The sequence below is a fragment of the Roseovarius tibetensis genome, from assembly GCF_050896375.1.
Taxonomy (GTDB): Bacteria; Pseudomonadota; Alphaproteobacteria; order Rhodobacterales; family Rhodobacteraceae; genus Roseovarius; species Roseovarius tibetensis.
Map to the genome: position 1 here is coordinate 23,100 of NZ_JBPBBB010000005.1, position 22,001 is coordinate 45,100.

Genomic DNA, 22,001 nt, shown 5'->3' on the forward strand with positions numbered 1-22,001 from the left:
CGGCGCATCGGGGCCGTTTGGGGGTCTTTCCGCTTTACACCGCGCCCCTGTCTGACGATGACGGGGGCATGAGACACGCCTTGCCACATGCCCGTTCCGGTCAGGTGATCGGCCTTCTGGGCGGGTCCTTCGATCCGCCGCATGCCGGTCATCTGCATATCAGCCGCGAGGCGCTCAAGCGGTTCGGGCTGGATCGGCTGTGGTGGCTGGTCAGTCCGGGCAACCCGCTCAAGCCCCATGGCCCGGCGCCGCTGACCGCGCGCCTGCACGCGGCACGCGCGCTGGTCGATCACCCGCGCATCGAGGTCACGGATTTCGAGGCCCGCGCGGGCACCCGTCATACCGCGCAGACACTTGACGCATTGCGGCAGGCCGCACCCGGCGTACGCTTCGTCTGGCTGATGGGGGCCGACAACCTCGCACAGTTCCATCGTTGGCAGGACTGGCGGCGCATCATCGAGAGCGTGCCGGTCGGGGTGCTTGCCCGACCCGGTCAGCGGATCTCGGCGCGAATGTCGCCCGCGGCGCGGATATACCGTCATGTACAATTGCCCGCCCGCGCCAGCCGGATTCTCGGGCATGTCCCGGCCCCGAAATGGTGTTTTGTCAACGTGCCGATGGTGGATATCTCGTCAAGCGCCCTGCGCGCCCAAGGTCGATCCGTCGCAACCCCGCCTGACCCCGACGATCGCAGATGATCCCCACCTACGCGAAAGCCGATTGCGCCGGTCGCAATCCTGCGGTTAGGTCGTCCCCATGACACGGTATGTTTCAAGACGACTATTCCTTGGCACCGCGCTGTCGGCGATTGCCGGCGGGGCGGCGATGGCCGATGCTCCGGCGGTGTCGCTGCGCCCGGTCGCGCGTCCCGCTGGCGGCGCGGCGCGGCGCGCGCCGGGGGCTGAGTCACTTATCGACCGGGCGCGGCTTTCGGGACGGGTCGGTTTCGCCGTGGCGGAGGCCGAGACCGGCCGCGTGCTGGAACAACACGATGGTGCGACGGGTCTGCCACCGGCGAGTGTGACCAAGGCGATCACGGCGCTATATGCACTCGACACCCTTGGGTCCGACTACCGCTTCGCCACCCGCCTGATCGCGACCGGCGTATTGGACAAAGGCGTGCTGAAAGGCGATCTTGTGCTTGCCGGTGGCGGTGATCCGACGCTGGACACACGCGCACTCGCAAGCCTTGCCGAAGGGATGAAGGCCGCCGGCATGCATGCGCTGGATGGACGGTTCCTGGTCTGGGGCGGGGCCGTGCCCTTCAAGCGCGCGATCGACGAGCGCCAGCCAGAGCATGTGGGCTACAATCCCGCGCTGTCGGGGCTGAACCTCAACTTCAACCGCGTGCATTTCGAATGGAAACGCGCGGGCGGCACATACGAGGTCTCGATGGATGCCCGCGCGGGCCGCTACCGTCCGGATGTGACCGTCGCGCAGATGCAGGTCGCCGACCGTCGCGGCCCGGTCTATACCTACGAAGACGCAGGAGAGCGCGACGATTGGAGCGTGGCACGCGGCGCCTTGGGCTCTGGCGGGGCGCGCTGGCTGCCGGTGCGCAAGCCCGAGCTTTACACTGCAGAGGTCTTCGCGACGCTGGCCCGGTCGCACGGCATCGCCCTCGGCACGGCCGAGGTGGTTGACGATCTGCCCAAAGGCAGCGTGTTCGTGACCCATCACAGCGCGCCGCTGGACAGCATCCTGCGCGACATGCTGGAGTATTCCACCAACATCACCGCCGAGCTTGTTGGCATGACGGCAACGGCGCAGCGGCAGGGGCGCGCGCTGCCACTGGAGCGCTCGGCGCAGGCGATGAGCGCGTGGGCGGCCGACGATCTCGGGATGAGCGGGACAGACCTGCGGGATCATTCCGGCCTTAGCGACCGGTCGCGCCTGACGGCCGCATCAACGGCGCAGGGGTTGGCTCGGGCGCGGGATGCGGGCCTGCTCAGACCCCTGTTGCGCGAACACAGGATGCGCGACGCAAATGGTCGGGTGGATCGCAATCATCCGCTTGAGGTGCTGGCGAAGACCGGCACGCTTTATTTCGTCAGCGGCCTCGCGGGCTATGTCACAACGCCGCAGGGCGCAGATCTGACCTTTGCCATCTTTGCGTCAAGCGACAGCCTGCGTGACGGCATCGACCCCTCGCGCGATGAACGCCCGCCCGGTGCGCGCGGCTGGAACCGGCGCGCCAAGGACCTGCAACAAGCCCTCATCGAACGCTGGAGCGTGGTGCATGGCGGCTGAGCCGGCGCGGCCCGGCCGTTTGCGCAGGGCAGGCTTGCAAGATCGCGGCGCATCCCGTTAATTACCCGCATGGATACACCACGCTACACCCCGCTGATCGACAGCCTGCCTGCCAACGTGCCGTTTGTCGGCCCCGAAGAGCTTGAGCGCCAGCGCGGCGCCCCCTTCGCGGCCCGTCTTGGCGCCAATGAAAGCCTGTTCGGCCCGTCGCCCGCGGTGATCGAGGCGATGCGCGCCGAGGCAACGGAGGTCTGGAAATACGGCGATCCTGATTGCCACGACCTCCGCGCGGCGCTGGCCGATCACATGGGCGTGGCCCCCGAGAACGTGCTGGTCGGCGAGGGGATCGACGGGCTTCTGGGCAATCTCGTTCGGTTGCTGATAGCGCCCGGTGATGCGGTGGTCACTTCGGACGGCGCCTATCCGACGTTCAACTACCATGTGAACGGCTATGGCGGCGCGCTGCACAAGGTGCCGTACCGGGACGATCACGAGGATTTGCCGGCGCTGATCGAGACGGCGCGGGCTGTGGATGCGAAACTGCTTTACCTTGCAAATCCCGACAACCCGATGGGCACGTGGCGGCGCGGCGCCGACATCGTGGCGGCGTTGGAGACGCTGCCCGAGGGCTGCCTGCTATGCCTCGACGAAGCCTATGCGGAGTTTGCGCCCGACGGCACGGCGGCCGAGATCGGTGCTGAGGACCCCCGCGTGATCCGTATGCGCACCTTTTCCAAGGCGTATGGCATGGCCGGCGCGCGCGTCGGATATGCCATCGGGGCCGCGCCGCTGATCAAGAGCTTTGACAAGATCCGCAACCATTTCGGCATGACACGGATGGCACAGGCCGGCGCGCATGCCGCGCTGCAGGACGCAGACTGGCTGGCCCATGTGCAGACCGAGGTCGGCGAGGCGCGAGACAGGATCAGCCGGATTGCACGGGATAACGGCCTCGACGCTGCGCCATCGGCCACGAATTTCGTGGCTGTCGATTGCGGGCGTGACGGCGTGTTTGCCCGCGACGTGCTGACGGCATTGCAGGCGCGCGGCGTGTTCGTGCGGATGCCGGGGGTCGCCCCGCTAGATCGCTGTATCCGCATCAGTTGCGGACGTCCGGAGGATCTGGAGGTGCTGGCGCGGGCGCTGCCGGATGCCCTAAGGCAAGCGGCCTCCGAAGAGGCCGCTGCAACTATCAATTCGTGACGCGAAAGGTGTGATGGTCACACACCCGGTCGGAGATTTCAGTGGGTCGAGAGGCCGATCCGCTCTCCAACCGCCATCATGTCCGACAACAGCTTTGTGGCCTCGTCAACGGGGCCAGGCTCGTTGACGTAGGTTTCCTTGGCGGTATTCAGCTTTTCGGTCGCCGAATCCACCATTGCCGTCATCTGTTCCTGCGTCATGTCTTCGCGCGCCACGGCCTGTTCGGCCAGCACCGAAATGCTCTCTCCGTCGATCTCTGCGAACCCGCCGGTGACAACATATTCCTTTTCACCCTCGCGGCCTGCGACCCGGACAAGACCGGGACGCAGCGTCGTGATGAGCGGTGCGTGATGCGCCATTGCCGTCAAGTCGCCATCGGCTCCAGGGAGTTGCACCTCGTCGACGGCCATGGATGCCAGAAGCCGCTCGGGGCTTACCAGATCGAATTGCACTGTCTCAGCCATATCGGCCTCCTGCTGTGGTGGGGCATGCCCCACCTGACAATTATGCGGCGTCTGCGGCCATCTTCTCGGCCTTGGCTTTCACATCCTCGATGCCGCCGACCATGTAGAAGGCACCTTCGGGAAGGTGATCGTATTCCCCGGCGACCACCGCCTTGAACGAGGCGATCGTATCCTCCAGCGGCACCTGGATGCCATCGGAGCCGGTGAACACCTTGGCCACGTCGAACGGCTGCGACAGGAAACGCTGGATCTTGCGGGCACGCGCCACGGTCAGCTTGTCCTCCTCGGAGAGTTCGTCCATGCCGAGAATGGCGATGATGTCCTGCAGGGCCTTGTAGCGTTGCAGGATGCCCTGCACGTCGCGCGCCACCTGGTAATGCTCTTCGCCGACGATCTGCGGGTCCATCAGGCGCGAGTTCGAGTCGAGCGGGTCAACGGCCGGATAGATGCCCAGCTCGGAGATCGCGCGGTTGAGAACCGTTGTCGCGTCGAGGTGCGCAAAGGTCGTCGCGGGGGCCGGGTCGGTCAAGTCGTCCGCGGGCACGTAAACCGCCTGGATAGATGTGATCGAGCCAGCCTTGGTCGAGGTGATGCGCTCCTGCATCTGGCCCATGTCGGTCGCCAGCGTCGGCTGGTAGCCCACGGCGGACGGAATGCGGCCCAGAAGCGCCGACACCTCGGACCCGGCCTGCGTGAAGCGGAAGATGTTGTCCACGAAGAACAGCACGTCGGACCCCGACGAGTCGCGGAAGTTCTCGGCCAGCGTCAGGCCGGTCAGAGCGACACGCGCACGCGCGCCCGGCGGCTCGTTCATCTGGCCGTAGACCAGCGCCACCTGCGACTCCGTCAGGTTGTCGGGCTTGATGACGTTCGATTCCAGCATCTCGTGGTAGAGATCGTTGCCCTCGCGGGTACGCTCGCCGACACCGGCAAACACCGAGTAGCCCGAGTGCACCTTGGCGATGTTGTTGATCAGTTCCATGATGAGAACCGTCTTGCCGACACCGGCGCCGCCGAAGAGGCCGATCTTGCCGCCCTTGGAATACGGCGCCAGCAGGTCGACAACCTTGATCCCGGTCACGAGGATTTCGCTCTCGGTCGACTGCTCGTCGAAGGCGGGGGCGGGCTGGTGGATCGCGCGCGTCTCGGAGGATTTGATCGGTTCACCCTCGTCGATCGCCTCGCCGATCACGTTCATGATGCGGCCAAGCGTCGCGTCCCCAACAGGCACGCTGATCGGTCCGTCGAGGTCGGTGACCTCTTGCCCGCGCACGAGTCCCTCGGTCGCGTCCATCGCGATGCAGCGCACGGTATTCTCGCCAAGATGTTGCGCCACCTCGAGCACCAGGCGTTTGCCGTTATTGTCGGTTTCCAGCGCGTTCAGGATCGCCGGCAGGTGATCGCCGAACTGGATGTCCACCACGGCCCCGATGACCTGGGTCACTTTGCCTTTTGCGTTTGCCATTTTTGGTCTCCGGTTTGTCTTACAGCGCTTCCGCGCCGGAAATGATTTCAATCAGCTCGTTTGTGATCACGGACTGACGGGTGCGGTTATACTGGATCGTCAGGTCGTCGATCATCTCGCCCGCGTTTCGGGTCGCGTTATCCATCGCGGACATCCGCGCGCCCTGTTCCGACGCCGCGTTTTCCAGAAGCGCGCTGAAGATCTGCGTGGCGACACCGCGCGGCAACAGATCAGCCAGGATCGCCTGTTCGTCGGGCTCGTAATCGTAGACCGTGTCGGCATCCGATTCCTCGACCTCGCCCACGTCGGCGGGAATGATCTGCTGCTTTGTCGGGATCTGCGTCGCGACGTTCTGGAACGCCGAATAGAAGATCTTGGCAACGTCGAACTCGCCCGCATCAAACCGCTTCAGCACATTGCCGGCAATCATCTGTGCTTCGGCATAGCTGATGCGCTTGACCTCTGACAGGTCCACGTGATCGACGAAATACTGACCATAGTCACGTTTCATCGCCTCGCGGCCCTTCTTGCCGACGGTGATTATCTTGACCGTCTTGCCCTCGGCCATGAGCGAGTCCGCCTCGGCCCGCGCCAGCTTGGCAATATTGCCGTTGAAACCGCCGCACAGGCCGCGTTCCGCGGTCATCACCACCAGCAGGTGCACCTTGTCCTCGCCCGTGCCGGCCAGAAGCGCCGGTGCGTTGTCCGCATCGCCGACAGAGGCCGCCAGTTTCGCGATGACCGCGTTGAAGCGTTCCGTGTAGGGCCGCGACATTTCCGCGGCCTCCTGAGCGCGGCGCAGTTTCGCCGCGGCGACCATCTGCATGGCCTTGGTGATCTTGCGGGTCGACTTGACCGACGAGATCCGGGTTTTCAGGTCCTTGAGATTAGCCATGACGCTATTTGCCCCTTACGCGAAATCAGCGGCGAATTCGTCCAGCGCAGCCTTGATCTTTTCCTCGGGTTCGCCCTTGATCTTGGGGTCTTCCTTGGTGATGTGATCGAGCAGATCCTGATGCTTTCCGCGCAGATGCTTGAGCAGACCTTCCTCGAAGCGGCCGACATCGTCGACGCTGACCTTGTCGAGATAGCCTTTCGTACCCGCATAGATGACGCAGACGATTTCCGCGTTGGTCAGTGGCGAATATTGCGGCTGCTTCATCAGCTCGGTCAGGCGTGCGCCGCGGTTCAGAAGCTGCTGCGTCGCCGCGTCCAGATCCGAGCCAAACTGCGCGAAGGCCGCCATTTCGCGGTATTGCGCCAGTTCCAGCTTGACCGGGCCGGCCACGGATTTCATCGCGTTGGTCTGCGCCGAACCGCCGACACGGCTGACCGACAGGCCGGTATTCACCGCCGGGCGGATGCCCTGGTAGAAGAGATCGGTTTCCAGGAAGATCTGACCGTCGGTGATCGAGATCACGTTGGTCGAGATGAAGTCCGAGATGTCGCCGGCCTGCGTCTCGATGATGGGAAGCGCGGTCAGAGAGCCCGAGCCATTGGCCTCGTTGAGCTTTGCGGACCGCTCCAGCAGGCGGGAGTGCAGGTAGAACACGTCGCCGGGGTAGGCTTCACGGCCCGGCGGACGGCGCAGCAGCAGCGACATCTGGCGATAAGCGACGGCCTGCTTGGACAGGTCGTCATAAACGATCAGCGCGTGCCGGCCGTTGTCGCGGAAATGCTCGGCCATCGCGGTGGCCGAGTAGGGCGCGAGGAACTGCATCGGCGCGGGGTCCGACGCGGTGGCAGCCACGACGATCGAATACTCGATCGCGCCGGTTTCCTCGAGCTTCTTGACAAGCTGCGCGACGGTCGAGCGTTTCTGCCCGATCGCGACATAGACACAGTACAGTTTCTTGTACTCGTCGTCGCCGGCCGCGTCGTTGTAGTTCTTCTGGTTGAGGATCGTGTCAAGCGCCACGGCGGTCTTGCCGGTCTGGCGGTCGCCGATGATCAGCTCGCGCTGGCCACGCCCGACCGGGATCATCGCGTCCACGGATTTCAGGCCGGTCGCCATCGGCTCGTGCACCGATTTGCGCGGCATGATGCCCGGCGCCTTCACATCGGCCAGGGCGCGGGTCTTGGTCTTGATCGGGCCCTTGCCGTCGATCGGGTTGCCCAGACCATCCACGACCCGGCCGAGCAACTCGTCACCGATCGGCACGTCCACGATGGACTTGGTCCGCTTGACGGTGTCGCCTTCCTTGATGTCGCGGTCCGAGCCGAAGATCACGACGCCGACATTGTCGGTTTCGAGATTGAGCGCCATGCCCATGATCGCGCCCGGAAACTCGACGAGTTCGCCGGCCTGCACATTGTCCAGACCGTAGACCCGTGCGATCCCGTCACCCACCGACAAGACCCGGCCGATCTCGGCGACCTCGGCCTCCTGGCCGAAATTCTTGATCTGGTCCTTCAGGATCGCAGAAATCTCTGACGCTTGGATACCCATTTATCCGACCTCTTTCATTGCATTCTGGAGGGAGTCGAGCCGCGAGCGGATCGAGGTGTCGATCATCTTCGAGCCCACTTTGACAACAAGACCGCCGATGAGGCTTTCATCCACGGTCGCATTCAGTTTCACATCGCGGCCGACCTGCGCCTTGAGTGTCTTGGCCAGCTTGTCGGATTGCGCCTTGGTCAGGGCCTTGGCGCTTGTGACCTCGGCGGTGACCTCGCCCTTGTCCTCGGCGATCAACGCATCGAGCTGCACCAGCAGTTGCGGCAAAACGAACAGCCGCCGCTTGTTGGTCATGACCGCCAGACCGTTGCGCAGCTCGGTCGCCAGATCCATCTTGTCCGCGATCGCGGTAATCGCGGCGTTTTGCGCGGCACGGCCAAGCACCGGGGACGCGACCAGCGCCTTCAGGTCCGCGCTTTCGCGCATCGCCGTGGCGAGGTCATCGGTATTCTCTTCGAGCCGTGCAAGAGATCCGTTTTCCTTCGCAAGCTCAAAGATCGCAATGGCATAGCGCGCGGCAATGCCGGAAGAAATCGCAGCTGGTTCGGACACGTCCATCCTTCCGATGTTCTGGCCCCGGTTTTTGTAGCTGTGACGCGGCGTCACGTCCGGGGGGTTATTGCGTGCGAAGTACCGCTCGGCACCTCGAATTTCGGCAGGGGTGTAGCAGAGCCTTCATCGCCCGGCAAGCCGCTTGGAATGCCTTGTATGCCGATGAATACCACGTGGTTTCATTGGGTTAGTATGTTAGACGTCGCAGGCGTCGGTTTTCAGGCTCAAAAAACATCACTTTTGACAACCAATTCGCGATTCCCGTGCACCTCTGCCGCGCTGATTTCGACGCAAACTGCGTCGCGGTCTCGCAGGGTGGTCTGTAACGCGGCCGACACCCCCGCGCATCACGACCGTTTCAGCAGTGCCAGAAGCCCTCGCGAAGGCAGCCCATCCACCGTGGCCCCCACCGACGTCTGGAACGCGCGGATCGCGGCCACGGTGTTGGGCCCCACGATCCCGTCGATTTTCTCGATCGCGAACCCTTTGCCTTTCAACCGGCGCTGCATCTCCTTGCGCTCGTCGAAGGACAGCGGATCGTAGCCGCGCGGCCAGCTTGCCCGGATCGGTGGCCCACCCGCAATGCGATCGGCGAGATGCCCCACGCCAAGCGCGTAGGCATCGGAATTGTTGTAGCGCTTTATCACATCGAAATTGGCGAAGATCATGAACGACGCCCCCTCCGGCCCGGCCGGTTGCAGTATCCGCGCCGATCCGAAGTCACGTACCGGGGCACCATCGGTGCCGACCACGCCGCGTGTCGCCCAATCCGACGGCATGCGTTTGGTATCGCCAAAGGACGCGCCCTGCGGCACGCGCACCTCGACGCCCCACGGCATGCCGGTGCGCCACCCGAACCGCTCGAGGTAGGCCGCCGTGGAGGCCAGCGCGTCCGTGGGGTCGTCCGACCAGACATCGCGCCTGCCATCGCCGGTGAAATCGACCGCGTAGGCCTCGTACGACGTCGGCATGAACTGCGTGTGCCCCATCGCGCCGGCCCATGACCCCGTCATGTTCTCGGGGCGCACGTCGCCCGATTGCAGAATCCTGAGGGCCGCGACGAGTTGTTTCTCGAAGAAGGCGCCGCGCCGGCCGTCAAAGGCCAGCGTCGCCATCGAGCCGATCAGCGGCAGATCGCCCAGCCTGTCGCCATAGGTGCTTTCCATGCCCCAGATCGCGGTGACGATCTCCTTCTCGACGCCGTATTGCGCCTCGATACGGGTCAGGGTCCGGTCATGCCGGCGCAGCGCGGTCTGACCGTTCTCGACACGTACGGGCGAAACCGCGCTGTCCAGATAATCCCAGATCTCCCGCTTGAATTCCGACTGGTTGCGGTCGTTGGCCACGATATCGGGGTTGTATCGCACGTTGCGGAACGCCCGATCAAAGACCGCCGCGTCGATGCCCTGCGACAGCGCCCGCCCGCGGAACCCCGCGATCCACCTGTCGAATCCGGATGGTGCGCCGGTCTGGGCGACAGCCGTCGTCTCGGGTCGCGATTGGGGTCGCAGGCTGCGGATCGGTCCGGCTTCCATGACCACCGCGGCCGGGGTGATCAGGCCAGACCCGGGCCGGATCTGCGGTCGCAACGATTCATCGACCGCAGCAACCGCACAGGTTGTCGATACACAGATGAAAAGGCCTGACAGCCCCAGGAAACTTGCGCGCATCGTTCTGCCTCTTGTCGCTCGTTCTTGATTGCCGCGAGTATACCCCGATCACGGTAGAATCGGAAGCAATCTTGGACAAATGGGACCGTTTCCGCCGATCTTGCGGCGTGTCATTGCCGGGACGCCGTCAAAGGATAAGGGCGCGATCATTGTGGAACGACTGTCAGACACCAAGGCCGCACAGGGCGCGCCATCAGGCCCCGCGCCAGATCCATCCACCACCCAGAACGCGGGTGCTGCCGGTCTGATAGAACACGCATGCCTGACCCGGCGACACACCCTCTTCGGGCGTCAGCAATTCAACCTCGGCCTCGGTCTCGGACACTGGCCGCAACACGGCCTCGCGCGGGGGGCGGGTGGAGCGTACCTTGACCGACACCTCCCAAGCATCCTGCGAGGTCAGAGGCGCATCCCCCAGCCAGTTGATTTCGCGTAGCGGCACGCGGCGCGTGGCCAGCATTTCCTTTGGTCCGACGATCACTTTCGACGCCTCGACGTCGAGCCGCACCACGTATAGCGGCGTCTCTAGCCCGCCAATGCCAAGCCCCCGTCGCTGACCGACAGTGTAATGGATCACACCGTCGTGCTGGCCAAGAACGCGCCCGTCCGCGTGGACGATCTCGCCCGGTTCTGCCGCGCCGGGGCGCAGCTTCTCGATCACGCTGGCATAGTCACCATCCGGCACAAAGCAGATGTCCTGGCTGTCGGGCTTGTCCGCGACCTGCAGGCCGTATTGCCCCGCAAGATCGCGCGTCGCCTGTTTCGAGGGCAGGTGCCCCAGCGGAAACCGCAGGTAATCGAGCTGTTCAGACGTGGTGGAGAACAGGAAATAGGACTGGTCCCGCACTGGATCGGCGGCGCTGTGCAATTCCGGCCCGTGCGCGCCTGACTTGCGCTGGATGTAATGCCCGGTCGCCATGCAATCGGCCTCGAGATCGCGGGCGGTCTCCAGCAGGTCCTTGAACTTCACCCGTTCGTTGCAGCGGATGCAGGGCACCGGTGTCGCCCCGGCCAGATAACTGTCGGCGAATTCATCGATCACCGCATCGCGAAAGATGTTCTCGTAATCCAGAACGTAATGCGGAAAGCCCAGATCCTCTGCGACACGGCGCGCATCGTGGATGTCGACGCCGGCACAGCACGCCCCTTTCTTGGCCAGCGCCGCGCCGTGGTCATAAAGCTGCAAAGTGACCCCGATCACGTCATAGCCCTGCGCCGCGAGATGGGCCGCCACCACGGAGCTGTCGACACCGCCTGACATCGCCACGACGACCCGCGTGTCGGCAGGGGCCTTGGCAAAGCCGAGCGAGTTGAGCGATGTGTTTGCGTCCAGTGCCATATCGGCCTCCAGCATGAAGAAATCTAGGAAAATCCTAGGCATTCCCAGGGCTCTGTTTCACCCGTCATTAAGCCTGATCCGCGCAATCTGATCGCGGTAGGGAGAAGGGTGAACGCTATGTATCTCAAGAAAGTCGATGGGCCAAGGGCCGTCACGTTGCCCGATGGCACGGTCTTCAGCAGGGCCGACCTGCCACCTCCGGACACCTGTCGCTGGGTGGCGTCGCGCAAGCTCGCCGTGGTGCAAGGTGTCGCGTATGGGTTGATGTCACGATCCGAGGCCCTGAACATCTATGGGTTGAGCGAGGAAGAGTTCGAAACCTGGGTCCGTGGCGTGAAAAAACACGGTCTGGATGCGCTCAAAGTGACGTTGCTCAAATCCTATAGACAACCATAAGGCGATTGTGCACATTATTTTTGTAAAGGTAACACAAGGTTAACCATTGCTGTTCAAGGTTGTAATCAAGATTTAAGAAGAAATGGAGAACCCTTATGCGTGTATTGCTGGTCGAGGATGACGCCACGACATCGAAAAGCATCGAATTGACGCTGTCGCATGCAAACCTGAATGTCTACACGACCGATCTGGGCGAGGAAGGCGTAGATCTGGCCAGGCTGTACGATTATGACCTGATTCTTCTCGATCTCGGACTTCCCGACATGCATGGCCACGAGGTGCTGCGACAATTGCGCTTGTCGCGTATCTCGACCCCCATCCTCATCCTGTCGGGCAGCGACGATACCGAAAGCAAGCTCAAGGGATTCGGCTTTGGCGCCGACGATTACCTGACCAAGCCGTTCCACCGCGAAGAACTGGTCGCACGCATTCATGCAATCATCCGGCGGTCCAAGGGACACTCTCAATCGATTATCCGCACGGGCAAGATAAACGTGAACCTCGACGCCAAGACAGTCGACGTGGCCGGGCAGGCCGTGCATCTGACCGGCAAGGAATACCAGATGCTCGAACTGCTGTCGCTGCGCAAGGGGACCACTCTGACCAAGGAGATGTTCCTCAATCACCTGTATGGCGGCATGGACGAGCCCGAGTTGAAGATCATCGACGTCTTCATCTGCAAGCTGCGCAAGAAGCTCAGCGAGGCAACCGAGGGGGAAACCTATATCGAAACCGTCTGGGGCCGGGGTTACGTGCTGCGCGATCCCGAAGAGGACCAGATGCAGGGAAGGCCGCTGGCGATCGGTGCCTGACGGCAACGAACCCGATCACTGGACCTCCGCTGTGACTGCGCCTAAGACGTGGCGCAGGCGGCGGAGGCGTGAACACATCGCGGCGCGTCCCGCTTGACAGGACGGCGGGGGGCCCGATGAGCGACACAACCGATGTGGAGCGTTTGACCAAGTCCGAGGCGCGCACGGAGTTGGCGCGTCTCGCCAAGGTCCTGGCAGAGGCCGACACCGCCTATCACACCGACGACGCCCCGGTACTGTCGGATGCCGAGTATGACGCGCTCAAGGCACGCAACGCTGCGATCGAGGCACGGTTTCCCGACCTCAAGCGCGGTGACAGCCCGTCCGAGCGCGTTGGCGCTGCCCCGGCCGAGGCGTTTGCCAAGGTGCGTCACAGCGTGCGCATGCTCAGCCTCGGCAACGCGTTCGAGCCCGCGGAAATCGACGAATTCGACGCCCGCATTCGCCGGTACCTTGGTCTGGATGCAGAGGCGCCGCTGGCCTATTGCTGTGAGCCGAAGATCGACGGGCTGGGACTCAGCCTGCGTTACGAGAACGGCACCTTGACCCGCGCCGCCACGCGGGGAGACGGCGAGACCGGCGAGAACGTCACCGCCAATGCGCGCACCATCGCCGATATTCCGACCAGCCTGACCGACGCTCCCGACCTTCTGGAGGTCCGCGGCGAGGTCTACATGAGCCACGCAGATTTCAGCGCGCTCAACGACCGCCAGCACGCACGCTCGGCCAAGGTGTTCGCCAATCCACGTAACGCCGCGGCGGGCTCACTGCGGCAACTCGACCCGTCGATCACGGCGGCCAGACCGCTGCGGTTCTTTGCCTATGGCTGGGGCGAGCTGTCTGTGGCGCTGGCCGACACACAGATGGGCGCGATGGAAAGGTTGGTCGCGCTCGGATTCGCGATCAACCCGCTGATCACCGTCTGCGATGGTCCGTCCGAGATGCGGGCGCAATACGCGCGGATCGAACAGGCACGCGCGACGCTCGGCTATGATATCGACGGCGTGGTCTACAAGGTCAACGACCTTGGCCTGCAGGCGCGGCTCGGGTTCCGCTCGACCACGCCCCGATGGGCGATCGCGCATAAATTTCCCGCCGAACTGGCCTGGACCCGGCTCGAGGCGATCGACATCCAGGTGGGGCGCACCGGCGCCCTAAGCCCCGTTGCACGGCTGACGCCGGTGACAGTGGGCGGTGTCGTGGTGTCGAACGCAACGCTGCACAACGAGGATTACATCGCCGGGTGCGACAGCAAGGGCGAGGCGATCCGGGATGGCAAGGATATCCGCGTCGGCGACTGGGTGCAGGTCTACCGCGCCGGCGACGTGATTCCGAAGATCGCCGATCTCGACCTGTCAAAGCGCCCCGAAGACGCGGTACCGTACGCGTTTCCCACGACCTGCCCCGAATGCGGATCGGACGCGGTGCGCGAGCCCGGTGATGCCGCGCGGCGCTGCGTGGGCGGGCTGGTCTGCCCCGCGCAGGCGGTCGAAAAGCTAAAACATTTCGTCAGCCGCGCGGCGTTCGACATCGAGGGGCTGGGCGCCAGGCAGGTCGAGCAGTTCTACCGCGACGGCTGGATCACCGAACCGGCCGAGATCTTCACCTTGCAGGAGAGATTCGGCCGTGGTGCACGGCAACTCAAGAACCGCGAGGGTTGGGGCGAGAAAAGTGCGCAGAACCTTTTCGACGCGATCGAGGAAAAGCGAAGCATCCCCTTTGCGCGGCTGCTGTTCGCCCTTGGCATCCGGCATGTGGGCGAGCAGGCCAGCAACCTCATCGCGCGCAATTACGGCGACTGGGACACGTTCATCGCGGCGATGGATGCCGCCGCGGGGTTCAGCGGGCCAGACTGGGAGCGGCTTCTGGGGATCGACGGCGTCGGTGAGGTGATGGCGCGCAGCCTGGTAGGTGCCTTCGCCGATTCGCGCGAGCGCGCGAGCATCGACCGCTTGGTGGCGCATCTGACGGTCGAGGATGCGGCAAAGCCCGACATGTCCGATAGCCCGGTGGCGGGCAAGACGGTGGTCTTCACCGGCAACCTCGAGCGCATGACGCGGGCCGAGGCCAAGGCCCGCGCCGAGGCGCTTGGTGCCAAGGTGTCGGGCAGCGTGTCGGCGCGCACCGATTTTCTGGTCGCGGGGCCGGGGGCCGGCAGCAAGGCAAAGAAGGCTGCCGAACTTGGCGTCGAGACGCTGGATGAAGACGGCTGGCTGCGCCTCATCGGTCAGGCATGAGCACCCGGCCCGAGATCCTGTTCCCGCTTTTCGCGGGGCTCGACACGCTCGAAGGGGTGGGCAAGAAGACCGCGCAGGCGCTTGGGGCGCTTGACGTCACGCGACCGCGTGATCTGCTCTTTACCCTGCCACATTCCGGTGTGGACCGCGCCCGCCGCGCCACGGTGCAGGGCGCCGAACTGCCCGGCGTCGTGACCGTCGAGGTGACGGTGGGTCCCCACCGCGCCAACACCCGCAAGGGCGGGCCGTACCGCGTGGTGGTCGAGGATGCCGCGACCAGCTTTCACTTGGTATTCTTCCATGCGCGCGGCGATTACCTGCAGCGCATCCTGCCCACCGGCGCGCGCCGCATCGTGTCAGGCAAGGTGGAGCTGTTCGACGGCATCGCGCAGATGGTACATCCCGATCACGTCGTGCCCGTGGACGAGGCGCAGGAGATCCCCGCCTTCGAGCCCGTCTATCCGCTGACCGCGGGCGTCACGCAGAGGGTGATGGCCAAGGCGGTGCAGGCTGCGATCCTGCGTCTGCCCGACCTGCCCGAATGGATCGACCCGGTGCAGAAGGCGCAGGCCGGCTGGCCCGGTTGGGCCGATGCTGTCCGCGCCGCCCATGCCCCGGCCGCGGCGCGGGATCTGTCGCCCGCGCACCCCGCGCGCGAACGTCTGGCCTATGACGAGTTGATGGCGCATCAGATGACGCTGGCGCTGGCGCGCGCCAAGCTGCGCCGCGCCAAGGGGCGCGCGACGGCGGGCACCGGAATGCTGCAGGCAAAGGTTCTCGACGCCTTGCCTTATCCGCTGACCGGCGCGCAGATCCGGGCGATTTCCGAGATCGCCGGTGACATGGCCAGTGAAATGCGGATGAACCGGCTGTTGCAGGGGGACGTCGGCGCGGGCAAGACGCTGGTCGCGTTCAAAGCGCTGCTGATCGCCGTCGAGGCGGGCGGGCAGGGTGTGATGATGGCCCCCACCGAGATCCTTGCGCGGCAGCATTTGCAGGGGCTGCGGCCGCTGGCGGAAGAGGCCGGCGTGGTTCTCGAACTCCTCACGGGGCGCGACAAGGGGGCCGAGCGTCGTGCCAAGCTGGCAGCCTTGCAGCGCGGGGACATCCAGATTCTCGTGGGCACGCATGCGGTCTTTCAGAAGGACGTGGAATTTGCCGATCTTCGGCTGGCCATTGTCGACGAGCAGCACCGCTTCGGCGTGCGTCAGCGGCTGGAGCTGGGGCGCAAGGGCGCGCAGGCGGATGTGCTGGTGATGACCGCGACGCCGATCCCGCGCAGCCTTGCGCTGGCGCAGTATGGCGACATGGATGTCAGCGTGCTTGACGAGAAACCGCCCGGGCGCAAACCGATCAAGACCGCGCTGGTCAACATGGGCCGCATCAACGAGGTTGTCGATCATCTGCGCCGCGCCATCGCCGAGGGACGTCAGGCCTACTGGGTCTGCCCGCTGGTCGAGGAAAGCGAGGTGGTCGATCTGTCCAGCGCCGAGGAGCGCTATCAAAGACTGCGCGCCGCGCTTGGTGAAGGCGTCGTCGGGCTGGTCCACGGCCAGATGCCCCCTGACGAGAAGGACGCGGCGATGGCGGCATTCCAGCGCGGCGAGACGAATGTGCTGGTCTCGACCACGGTGATCGAGGTGGGGGTCGACGTGCCCAATGCGTCGATCATGGTGATCGAACGCGCCGAAAGCTTCGGCCTTGCGCAACTGCATCAGTTGCGGGGCCGGGTGGGGCGCGGCGAGGCGGCGTCGACCTGTCTGCTGATGTATCAGGCCCCGCTGAGCGAGAGCGGTGCACGCCGGCTCGAGACCATGCGCGACACCGAGGACGGGTTCCGGATCAGCGAGGTCGATCTCGACATGCGCGGCGCCGGCGATCTGATCGGCACGGCGCAATCGGGCCTGCCGCGGTTCCGCATCGCCGATCTCGAGGCGCAGGCGGCGCTGATGGCGGTGGCGCAATCGGATGCCCGCAAGCTTTTGCATGACGACCCCGACCTCGAGGCCGAGCGCGGCCGCGCGGCGCGCGTTCTCTTGTGGCTGATGGAGCAGGATCAGGCCATTCGCCTGCTCATGGTCGGCTAATAGGTCCCGCGAGATATATTGCGCGTTCCGAAGTGTTCACAAAAGTTCTTAAAAAGTTCTTTACACGCACGCCCCAAAATGAGAACAAAGTGGCAACAACGGGTCATGGATGGAGGTCCTCTCATGTTGCACCAGATCAAGACTGCCGCGATTCGATCTCGGGCCACGATTGTCGGCGACGCGATCGGGGCCGCTGCGCTGGTGGTCACGCTGGTCGGCGCGCTTTACCTGCCCGGGACGTTCTGACCGCCATGAGGTGATGTTTCTGCCGGGCGGGTCCGGGTCCTGACCGTGCGCATCCCGAATCGGGGTGCCGGCACGAATGCCTGTCCAAGCCGGTCTTCGGGGGTTTGTCCCATTGCGCCCGAAGGCTGTCGGGGTCCGTTGGATCCGCCTTACTTGCCGCCGCCATCCCTTGGATGCGCGGCGGTTTTTTGTGCCGCGCAGGGCCGTCGTGACCGACTGTCAACGCCGAAGATCGCCAAGGCATCCGGCACCGGGAAACACGCATCGACAGCGGGGACTTTGGGGATCGTGTCCAACATGACTGCGCGAGGGCCCTGATCGGAAGGCCGCGTCAAGGCTAGCCGCAGGGTGCTTGCGCCCGCGCCTCTTCCATCGCCTCGGCAGCCGCTTCAAGCGTCAGCAGGATCGAGGCGTGGCGGTTCTTGTAGTCACGTGCGGGGCGCAACACTTCGAGACCGTCGAATGGTGCGGGCGGCGTGGGCCCGTCGTTCTTGAGCATATCCTTGAGCGCGTCGCGCGCCGCACTCACCTGTTCCAGGTCGCAGCCGATGATGCCCTTGCCCACGACGCTCGCGGCCGCCTGGCCGAGGGCACAGGCCTTGACCTCTGCCGCGTAGTCGGTGACCCGACCCTCGGCGCAGGAGATGTCCACGGTGACGGCAGAGCCGCAAAGCGGCGCGCGCCGCTTGACGCTGGCTTGTGGATCATCCAGCCGTCCATGATGCGGAATGTCGGCGGCCAGCTCCAGGATGCGCGCGGAATAGAGTTTGATCAGGTCGGTGTCGCCGCTCATGGCTTTTCCTTTCGCGTTGTTCCCAATAAATAGACTCGCGAAGCCCAGTTTCAAAAGGAAATCCGCCATGGCGTTCGACCCGGCCACACTGACATTCGATGCCGCGGGTCTCATTCCCGCCATCGCGCAGGCGCATGATACCGGCGAGGTCCTGATGATGGCGTGGATGAACGCGGACGCCGTCAAGCGCACGCTGGAGACCGGGCGCGTCACGTATTGGAGCCGATCGCGGCAGGCATTGTGGATCAAGGGCGAAACCTCGGGGCACGTGCAAGACTTGGTCGAGATGCGGGTCGATTGCGACCGTGATTGCCTGCTGTTGCTGATCCGCCAGACCGGGCCCGCCTGTCACACGAACCGGCGGTCGTGCTTCTACACGGCCCTGCGCGGGGGTGAGGAGATCGAGATCATGGCGCCTGTGGCGCGGGCAGATTGAGTATTTATGGAAAGATGAAAATTCAAAGTCCGACGATCGCCCGGATATCCTGAGGGGTCGCCCCGTCCGCACGATAGGCGGTGATCGCCCGGGCGTCGTCGCGTTTGGCAAGGCGGCGGCGTGCCTCGTCCCGGATCAGCCGGTGGTGGTGGTAGGCCGGGGTCGGCACCCCGAGCAAGCGTTGCAGAAGCACGTGGATCTGCGTCGCGTCCTGCAGATCCTCGCCCCGGATCACGTGCGTGATCTTCTGGTCGGCATCGTCGAGCACGACCGCGAGGTGATAGGACGCCCCCATGTCGCGGCGCGCAAGGACCACGTCGCCAACCGTTTCGAACAGGTTTACCGGGAGGATCCTGTCGTCCTTTTCGTGGTAGATCAGCGGGTTCCCGAGTGTCGCGCACGCGCGGGCCATGTCGAGGCGCAGGGCAGTATCCCGGGGCATCGGCCCGGTCGGAGGGGTCGCGGGGCGGCACGTGCCCGGATAGATCACGCCATCTGGCCCGTGCAGCGGCGCGCCTTCCTGCGGGGCGGTGGCCGCGACGCGGATGTCGCGGCGCGTGCAGGTGCAGGGATAAAGCAGCCCCGTGTCCCAGAGCGTGCCGAGTGCGGCGCGGTAGCGCGGCAGGCGCGCCGACTGGTGCATGGTGGGCCTAGGCCAGTCGAGCCCGAGCCAGGCGAGATCCTGGTAGATCTGCACCTCGTATTCCCGCCGGGCGCGGGTCTGGTCGAGATCATCGATACGCAGGTGAAACGTGCCGCCTGCCGCCTGTGCCATGTCATGTGCCAGCATGGCCGAATAGGCATGCCCCAGATGCAGCGGACCGGTCGGTGACGGGGCGAAGCGCGTGACGAACATCCGCTCAGGAAGCGATGCCCATGTCATGCGCGGGTTGCTGCGACGCCAGCCAGTCCGTCCAGGCGGCCTTGGCGCGGTCGGTATAGGCCTTGTACCTATGGACGCGGCCGCGGCGCCCGCCCTTGAGGCCCTCGACCGGCCGGAAGAGGCCGAAATTGACGTTCATCGGCTGGAAGGTCTTGGCCTCGGCGCCGCCGGTGATGTGATGGATGAGCGCGCCCATGGCGCTGTCCTGTGGCACGTCCGGAAGCGACTGCCCCAGGATCTCTGCCGCGGCGAGACGGCCCGCCACGAGGCCCATGGCCGCGGATTCGACATAGCCCTCGACCCCGGTGATTTGTCCGGCAAAGCGGATATGCGGCCGCGTGCGCAGGCGCATCTGCGCGTCGAGCAGCGTGGGCGCGTTGAGGAATGTATTGCGATGCATGCCCCCGAGCCGTGCGAAACGGGCGTTCTCGAGACCGGGAATGGTCCGGAAAACATCCGCTTGTGCGCCGTACCTCATCTTGGTCTGAAAGCCGACGATATTGAAAAGCGTGCCGAGCGCGTTGTCGCGGCGGAGCTGCACGACCGCGTGCGGCTTGATATCGGGCTGGTGCGGGTTGGTTAGGCCAACAGGCTTCATCGGGCCATGGCGCAGGGTTTCGCGGCCCCGCTCGGCCATCACCTCGATCGGCAGGCAGCCGTCGAAATAGGGCGTGCCGTCGGGCGATATCTCGGCCTCGCCGGTGTGAAAGGCGGTCTTCTCGGCGCAGAGCAGCGCGTCGATGAAAGCCTCGTACTGGGCGCGGTCCATCGGACAGTTGAGATACGCGGTGCGCTCGTCTTCGGTCTCGCCCTTGTCATAGCGCGACTGCATCCATGCGGTCGACATGTCGATACTGTCGTAATGCACGATCGGCGCAATGGCGTCGAAGAACGCGAGCGCGTCGGTCCCCGTTTCGGTCGCGATCGCCTGTCCGAGACCTTGCGAGGTTAGCGGACCGGTAGCGATGATCCACTGACCGTCCTTGGGAAGGTCGGTGATTTCACCATGTTGCACGCTGATCCTCGGGTGCTGGATGAGCCTTTCGGTGACGCCTTGTGCAAACCCGTCGCGGTCGACGGCGAGCGCGCCGCCGGCGGGCAGGCGGTGGTGATCGGCCATCTGCATGATGAGCCCCTGCGCGGCGCGCATTTCCCAGTGCAAGAGGCCAACGGCGTTCTGCTCGTCGTCATCCGAGCGGAAGGAGTTGGAGCAGACCATCTCTGCCAGATCGCCGGTCCGGTGCGCGAATGTGCCGACCTTGGGGCGCATCTCGTGGATGACCACGTCCACGCCCATGTTGGCGGCCTGCCAGGCGGCTTCGGACCCGGCCATGCCACCGCCGATGATATGCAATGTGTTTGTCATGAACGATCACCTAGGCGATGACACGGCATTTGCAAAGGTCCTCACTGCGGCCAGTCCGGCTGTCGCTTGTCAAGAAAGGCGTTGATGCCCTCGTCTGTGTCGCGGTCGAGCATGTTCTCGACCATGACCGCCCCGGTATGCGCGTAGGCATCGTCGAGCCCCATTTCGAGTTGTTCGTAGAAAGCGCGCTTGCCGACGCGAACGGCGCTACCAAGCTTGGCTGCGACGGTTTCGGCAAGCGTGAGGGTCTCGGCCTCGAGGGCGTCGGCGGGTACGGCCCGGTTGATCAGGCCAAGCTCTGTCGCGCGGTCGGTTTCGATGAATTGGCCTGTGGTCAACATCTCGAATGCCTGTTTGCGGGGGATGTTGCGGCTGAGGGCCACCATCGGCGTCGAGCAGAACAGGCCGATATTGACGCCGTTCACCCCGAACCGCGTGCCATGCGCCGCCACCGCCATGTCGCAGGACGCCACGAGCTGACACCCGGCCGCGGTGGCGATGCCGTGCGGCGCGGCGATCACCGGCTGCGGCAGGTTTCGGATCGCGGTCATCACGGCCGTGCAGCGCGAAAAGAGATCTGCGAAATAGGCGCGACCGGCATCCTCGGACTGGCGTGCGGCCTGCATTTCCTTGAGATCGTGGCCGGCGCAGAATGCCTTGCCGTTCCCCGCCAGCGTCACGACGCGGATACTGCGATCCGTTGCCAGCCGATCGAACTCGGCCTGCAATTCGGCCAGCATCGCGTCCGACAGCGCATTGAGATTGCCGGGCGAGTCCAGTGTCAGGCGCGCGATTGCGCCCTCGTCGGTACGGTCCAGAATTGCCATCTTGTCTCCTCCAGTGGGTTATGTCCATTGTGGCACGAAAACGGGCCGGGAGGAAAGCATGGGCGTCGTGATGAGCGCACCCGAATTGACCGAGTTTCTCGAACGGGAATTTCCGCAGGTCGGGCAGGACTTCGCGATCGAGGAGGTGGGCGAGATGCGCGTGCGCACGCGTCTTCTGGTCGGCGAGCGGCACCTGCGCCCCGGCGGGACGGTGTCGGGTCCGTCGATCTTCGCGCTGGCCGACGTGTCGGTCTACCTTGCGGTGCTGGCGATGATCGGGCCCGAGGGACTGGCGGTGACCACCAATTGCAGCATCGATTTCATGCGCAAGCCGGCGGCCCGCACGGATCTGATCGCCGAGTGCCGGCTGCTGAAGCTGGGGCGCGTGCTGGCCGTGGGGGATGTGCTTGTCCATTCCGACGGCATCGCGGACCCCGTGGCACGCGCGAGCCTGACTTATTCGATCCCGCCGAAATAGGTCGGACGCCGCCTCTCGCAGGGCCGCATGGACCCCACG

At 64.7% G+C, this 22,001-nt stretch carries 21 protein-coding genes; 10 read left to right on the plus strand and 11 right to left on the minus strand.

Annotated elements, in window-relative coordinates; all coding sequences use genetic code 11:
- Positions 1 to 68: 68 nt before the first annotated feature.
- The 3 genes from ACROSR_RS05140 (at position 69) to ACROSR_RS05150 (ending at position 3,453) form a co-directional block, all read left to right on the plus strand.
- A complete protein-coding gene (locus tag ACROSR_RS05140) occupies positions 69 to 698 on the plus strand; it encodes a nicotinate-nucleotide adenylyltransferase (RefSeq protein ID WP_432682737.1) in 630 nt (209 codons plus the stop codon).
- 58 nt (positions 699 to 756) lie between these two features.
- On the plus strand, positions 757 to 2,250 hold the full coding sequence (gene dacB / locus ACROSR_RS05145; protein ID WP_432682739.1) for a D-alanyl-D-alanine carboxypeptidase/D-alanyl-D-alanine endopeptidase: 1,494 nt from the start codon (positions 757 to 759) through the stop codon (positions 2,248 to 2,250).
- 69 nt (positions 2,251 to 2,319) lie between these two features.
- Positions 2,320 to 3,453, plus strand: coding sequence for a pyridoxal phosphate-dependent aminotransferase (locus ACROSR_RS05150; RefSeq protein ID WP_432682741.1), 1,134 nt, complete (start codon positions 2,320 to 2,322; stop codon positions 3,451 to 3,453).
- Between the two features lie 38 nt (positions 3,454 to 3,491).
- On the opposite strand, the gene ACROSR_RS05155 is transcribed toward ACROSR_RS05150, so the two are convergent.
- The 7 genes from ACROSR_RS05155 to mnmA all read right to left on the minus strand — a co-directional run bounded on the left by ACROSR_RS05155 (position 3,492) and on the right by mnmA (position 11,401).
- Positions 3,492 to 3,917, minus strand: coding sequence for a F0F1 ATP synthase subunit epsilon (locus ACROSR_RS05155; protein ID WP_432682743.1), 426 nt, complete (start codon positions 3,915 to 3,917; stop codon positions 3,492 to 3,494).
- A 40-nt stretch (positions 3,918 to 3,957) separates the two neighbouring features.
- Positions 3,958 to 5,382: a F0F1 ATP synthase subunit beta gene (atpD, locus tag ACROSR_RS05160; protein ID WP_432682745.1), complete on the minus strand. Its 1,425-nt coding sequence runs from the start codon at positions 5,380 to 5,382 to the stop codon at positions 3,958 to 3,960.
- Positions 5,383 to 5,401: 19 nt separating this feature from the next.
- Positions 5,402 to 6,277, minus strand: coding sequence for a F0F1 ATP synthase subunit gamma (locus ACROSR_RS05165; RefSeq protein WP_432682747.1), 876 nt, complete (start codon positions 6,275 to 6,277; stop codon positions 5,402 to 5,404).
- Positions 6,278 to 6,292: 15 nt separating this feature from the next.
- On the minus strand, positions 6,293 to 7,831 hold the full coding sequence (gene atpA / locus ACROSR_RS05170; protein WP_432682749.1) for a F0F1 ATP synthase subunit alpha: 1,539 nt from the start codon (positions 7,829 to 7,831) through the stop codon (positions 6,293 to 6,295).
- The gene (locus tag ACROSR_RS05175; RefSeq protein WP_432682751.1) at positions 7,832 to 8,398 is read right to left on the minus strand and encodes a F0F1 ATP synthase subunit delta; all 567 of its coding nucleotides are present in this window, start codon (positions 8,396 to 8,398) and stop codon (positions 7,832 to 7,834) included. It lies immediately after the preceding gene.
- A gap of 341 nt (positions 8,399 to 8,739) precedes the next feature.
- Positions 8,740 to 10,062 carry a lytic murein transglycosylase gene (locus ACROSR_RS05180; RefSeq protein ID WP_432682753.1) on the minus strand — a complete coding sequence of 441 codons (1,323 nt, stop codon included), beginning with the start codon at positions 10,060 to 10,062 and terminating at the stop codon, positions 8,740 to 8,742.
- A 193-nt stretch (positions 10,063 to 10,255) separates the two neighbouring features.
- Positions 10,256 to 11,401 (minus strand): tRNA 2-thiouridine(34) synthase MnmA, encoded by a 1,146-nt coding sequence (gene mnmA / locus ACROSR_RS05185; RefSeq protein ID WP_432682755.1) that lies wholly within the window; start codon positions 11,399 to 11,401, stop codon positions 10,256 to 10,258.
- Between the two features lie 117 nt (positions 11,402 to 11,518).
- On the opposite strand from mnmA, the gene sciP reads away from it, so the two are divergent.
- The 5 genes from sciP (at position 11,519) to ACROSR_RS05210 (ending at position 17,179) form a co-directional block, all read left to right on the plus strand.
- Complete coding sequence (gene sciP / locus ACROSR_RS05190) at positions 11,519 to 11,797, plus strand: CtrA inhibitor SciP (protein WP_432682757.1); 279 nt, start codon at positions 11,519 to 11,521, stop codon at positions 11,795 to 11,797.
- Positions 11,798 to 11,892: 95 nt separating this feature from the next.
- Positions 11,893 to 12,609 carry a response regulator transcription factor CtrA gene (gene ctrA, locus ACROSR_RS05195; RefSeq protein WP_432682759.1) on the plus strand — a complete coding sequence of 239 codons (717 nt, stop codon included), beginning with the start codon at positions 11,893 to 11,895 and terminating at the stop codon, positions 12,607 to 12,609.
- Positions 12,610 to 12,725: 116 nt separating this feature from the next.
- Entirely contained in the window at positions 12,726 to 14,846 is a 2,121-nt protein-coding gene (ligA, locus tag ACROSR_RS05200) for an NAD-dependent DNA ligase LigA (protein WP_432682761.1), read from the plus strand.
- On the plus strand, positions 14,843 to 16,933 hold the full coding sequence (gene recG / locus ACROSR_RS05205) for an ATP-dependent DNA helicase RecG (protein WP_432682763.1): 2,091 nt from the start codon (positions 14,843 to 14,845) through the stop codon (positions 16,931 to 16,933). Before ligA ends, recG begins: the two co-directional genes overlap by 4 nt.
- A 123-nt stretch (positions 16,934 to 17,056) precedes the next feature.
- Positions 17,057 to 17,179 carry a hypothetical protein gene (locus ACROSR_RS05210; RefSeq protein ID WP_432682765.1) on the plus strand — a complete coding sequence of 41 codons (123 nt, stop codon included), beginning with the start codon at positions 17,057 to 17,059 and terminating at the stop codon, positions 17,177 to 17,179.
- Between the two features lie 337 nt (positions 17,180 to 17,516).
- Here ACROSR_RS05210 and ACROSR_RS05215 read toward each other — a convergent pair whose 3' ends face one another.
- A complete protein-coding gene (locus ACROSR_RS05215; protein WP_432683058.1) occupies positions 17,517 to 17,972 on the minus strand; it encodes an iron-sulfur cluster assembly scaffold protein in 456 nt (151 codons plus the stop codon).
- 67 nt (positions 17,973 to 18,039) lie between these two features.
- Here ACROSR_RS05215 and hisI point away from each other — a divergent pair, with 67 nt between their 5' ends.
- On the plus strand, positions 18,040 to 18,408 hold the full coding sequence (gene hisI, locus ACROSR_RS05220) for a phosphoribosyl-AMP cyclohydrolase (RefSeq protein WP_432682767.1): 369 nt from the start codon (positions 18,040 to 18,042) through the stop codon (positions 18,406 to 18,408).
- Positions 18,409 to 18,430: 22 nt separating this feature from the next.
- Here the strand turns inward: hisI and gluQRS are convergent, their stop codons facing one another.
- Genes gluQRS through ACROSR_RS05235 form a run of 3 tightly spaced genes read right to left on the minus strand, consistent with a single transcriptional unit; the run spans position 18,431 to position 21,484 of the window.
- Complete coding sequence (gene gluQRS, locus ACROSR_RS05225; RefSeq protein WP_432683060.1) at positions 18,431 to 19,264, minus strand: tRNA glutamyl-Q(34) synthetase GluQRS; 834 nt, start codon at positions 19,262 to 19,264, stop codon at positions 18,431 to 18,433.
- A gap of 4 nt (positions 19,265 to 19,268) precedes the next feature.
- Entirely contained in the window at positions 19,269 to 20,657 is a 1,389-nt protein-coding gene (gene trmFO / locus ACROSR_RS05230) for a methylenetetrahydrofolate--tRNA-(uracil(54)-C(5))-methyltransferase (FADH(2)-oxidizing) TrmFO (protein ID WP_432682769.1), read from the minus strand.
- A gap of 41 nt (positions 20,658 to 20,698) precedes the next feature.
- Positions 20,699 to 21,484, minus strand: coding sequence for an enoyl-CoA hydratase (locus tag ACROSR_RS05235; RefSeq protein WP_432682771.1), 786 nt, complete (start codon positions 21,482 to 21,484; stop codon positions 20,699 to 20,701).
- Positions 21,485 to 21,542: 58 nt separating this feature from the next.
- On the opposite strand from ACROSR_RS05235, the gene ACROSR_RS05240 reads away from it, so the two are divergent.
- Positions 21,543 to 21,962 (plus strand): PaaI family thioesterase, encoded by a 420-nt coding sequence (locus tag ACROSR_RS05240; protein ID WP_432682772.1) that lies wholly within the window; start codon positions 21,543 to 21,545, stop codon positions 21,960 to 21,962.
- Positions 21,963 to 22,001 lie beyond the last annotated feature (39 nt).

Excerpts from the sequence above, each read along its gene's own strand:
- ACROSR_RS05140 (WP_432682737.1), top strand. The coding sequence starts at position 69 with ATGAGACACGCCTTGCCACATGCCCGTTCCGGTCAGGTGATCGGCCTT.
- dacB (WP_432682739.1), top strand. The coding sequence starts at position 757 with ATGACACGGTATGTTTCAAGACGACTATTCCTTGGCACCGCGCTGTCG.
- ACROSR_RS05150 (WP_432682741.1), top strand. The coding sequence starts at position 2,320 with ATGGATACACCACGCTACACCCCGCTGATCGACAGCCTGCCTGCCAAC.
- ACROSR_RS05155 (WP_432682743.1), bottom strand. The coding sequence starts at position 3,917 with ATGGCTGAGACAGTGCAATTCGATCTGGTAAGCCCCGAGCGGCTTCTG.
- atpD (WP_432682745.1), bottom strand. The coding sequence starts at position 5,382 with ATGGCAAACGCAAAAGGCAAAGTGACCCAGGTCATCGGGGCCGTGGTG.
- ACROSR_RS05165 (WP_432682747.1), bottom strand. The coding sequence starts at position 6,277 with ATGGCTAATCTCAAGGACCTGAAAACCCGGATCTCGTCGGTCAAGTCG.
- atpA (WP_432682749.1), bottom strand. The coding sequence starts at position 7,831 with ATGGGTATCCAAGCGTCAGAGATTTCTGCGATCCTGAAGGACCAGATC.
- ACROSR_RS05175 (WP_432682751.1), bottom strand. The coding sequence starts at position 8,398 with ATGGACGTGTCCGAACCAGCTGCGATTTCTTCCGGCATTGCCGCGCGC.
- ACROSR_RS05180 (WP_432682753.1), bottom strand. The coding sequence starts at position 10,062 with ATGCGCGCAAGTTTCCTGGGGCTGTCAGGCCTTTTCATCTGTGTATCG.
- mnmA (WP_432682755.1), bottom strand. The coding sequence starts at position 11,401 with ATGGCACTGGACGCAAACACATCGCTCAACTCGCTCGGCTTTGCCAAG.
- sciP (WP_432682757.1), top strand. The coding sequence starts at position 11,519 with ATGTATCTCAAGAAAGTCGATGGGCCAAGGGCCGTCACGTTGCCCGAT.
- ctrA (WP_432682759.1), top strand. The coding sequence starts at position 11,893 with ATGCGTGTATTGCTGGTCGAGGATGACGCCACGACATCGAAAAGCATC.
- ligA (WP_432682761.1), top strand. The coding sequence starts at position 12,726 with ATGAGCGACACAACCGATGTGGAGCGTTTGACCAAGTCCGAGGCGCGC.
- recG (WP_432682763.1), top strand. The coding sequence starts at position 14,843 with ATGAGCACCCGGCCCGAGATCCTGTTCCCGCTTTTCGCGGGGCTCGAC.
- ACROSR_RS05210 (WP_432682765.1), top strand. The coding sequence starts at position 17,057 with ATGTTGCACCAGATCAAGACTGCCGCGATTCGATCTCGGGCCACGATT.
- ACROSR_RS05215 (WP_432683058.1), bottom strand. The coding sequence starts at position 17,972 with ATGAGCGGCGACACCGACCTGATCAAACTCTATTCCGCGCGCATCCTG.
- hisI (WP_432682767.1), top strand. The coding sequence starts at position 18,040 with ATGGCGTTCGACCCGGCCACACTGACATTCGATGCCGCGGGTCTCATT.
- gluQRS (WP_432683060.1), bottom strand. The coding sequence starts at position 19,264 with ATGTTCGTCACGCGCTTCGCCCCGTCACCGACCGGTCCGCTGCATCTG.
- trmFO (WP_432682769.1), bottom strand. The coding sequence starts at position 20,657 with ATGACAAACACATTGCATATCATCGGCGGTGGCATGGCCGGGTCCGAA.
- ACROSR_RS05235 (WP_432682771.1), bottom strand. The coding sequence starts at position 21,484 with ATGGCAATTCTGGACCGTACCGACGAGGGCGCAATCGCGCGCCTGACA.
- ACROSR_RS05240 (WP_432682772.1), top strand. The coding sequence starts at position 21,543 with ATGGGCGTCGTGATGAGCGCACCCGAATTGACCGAGTTTCTCGAACGG.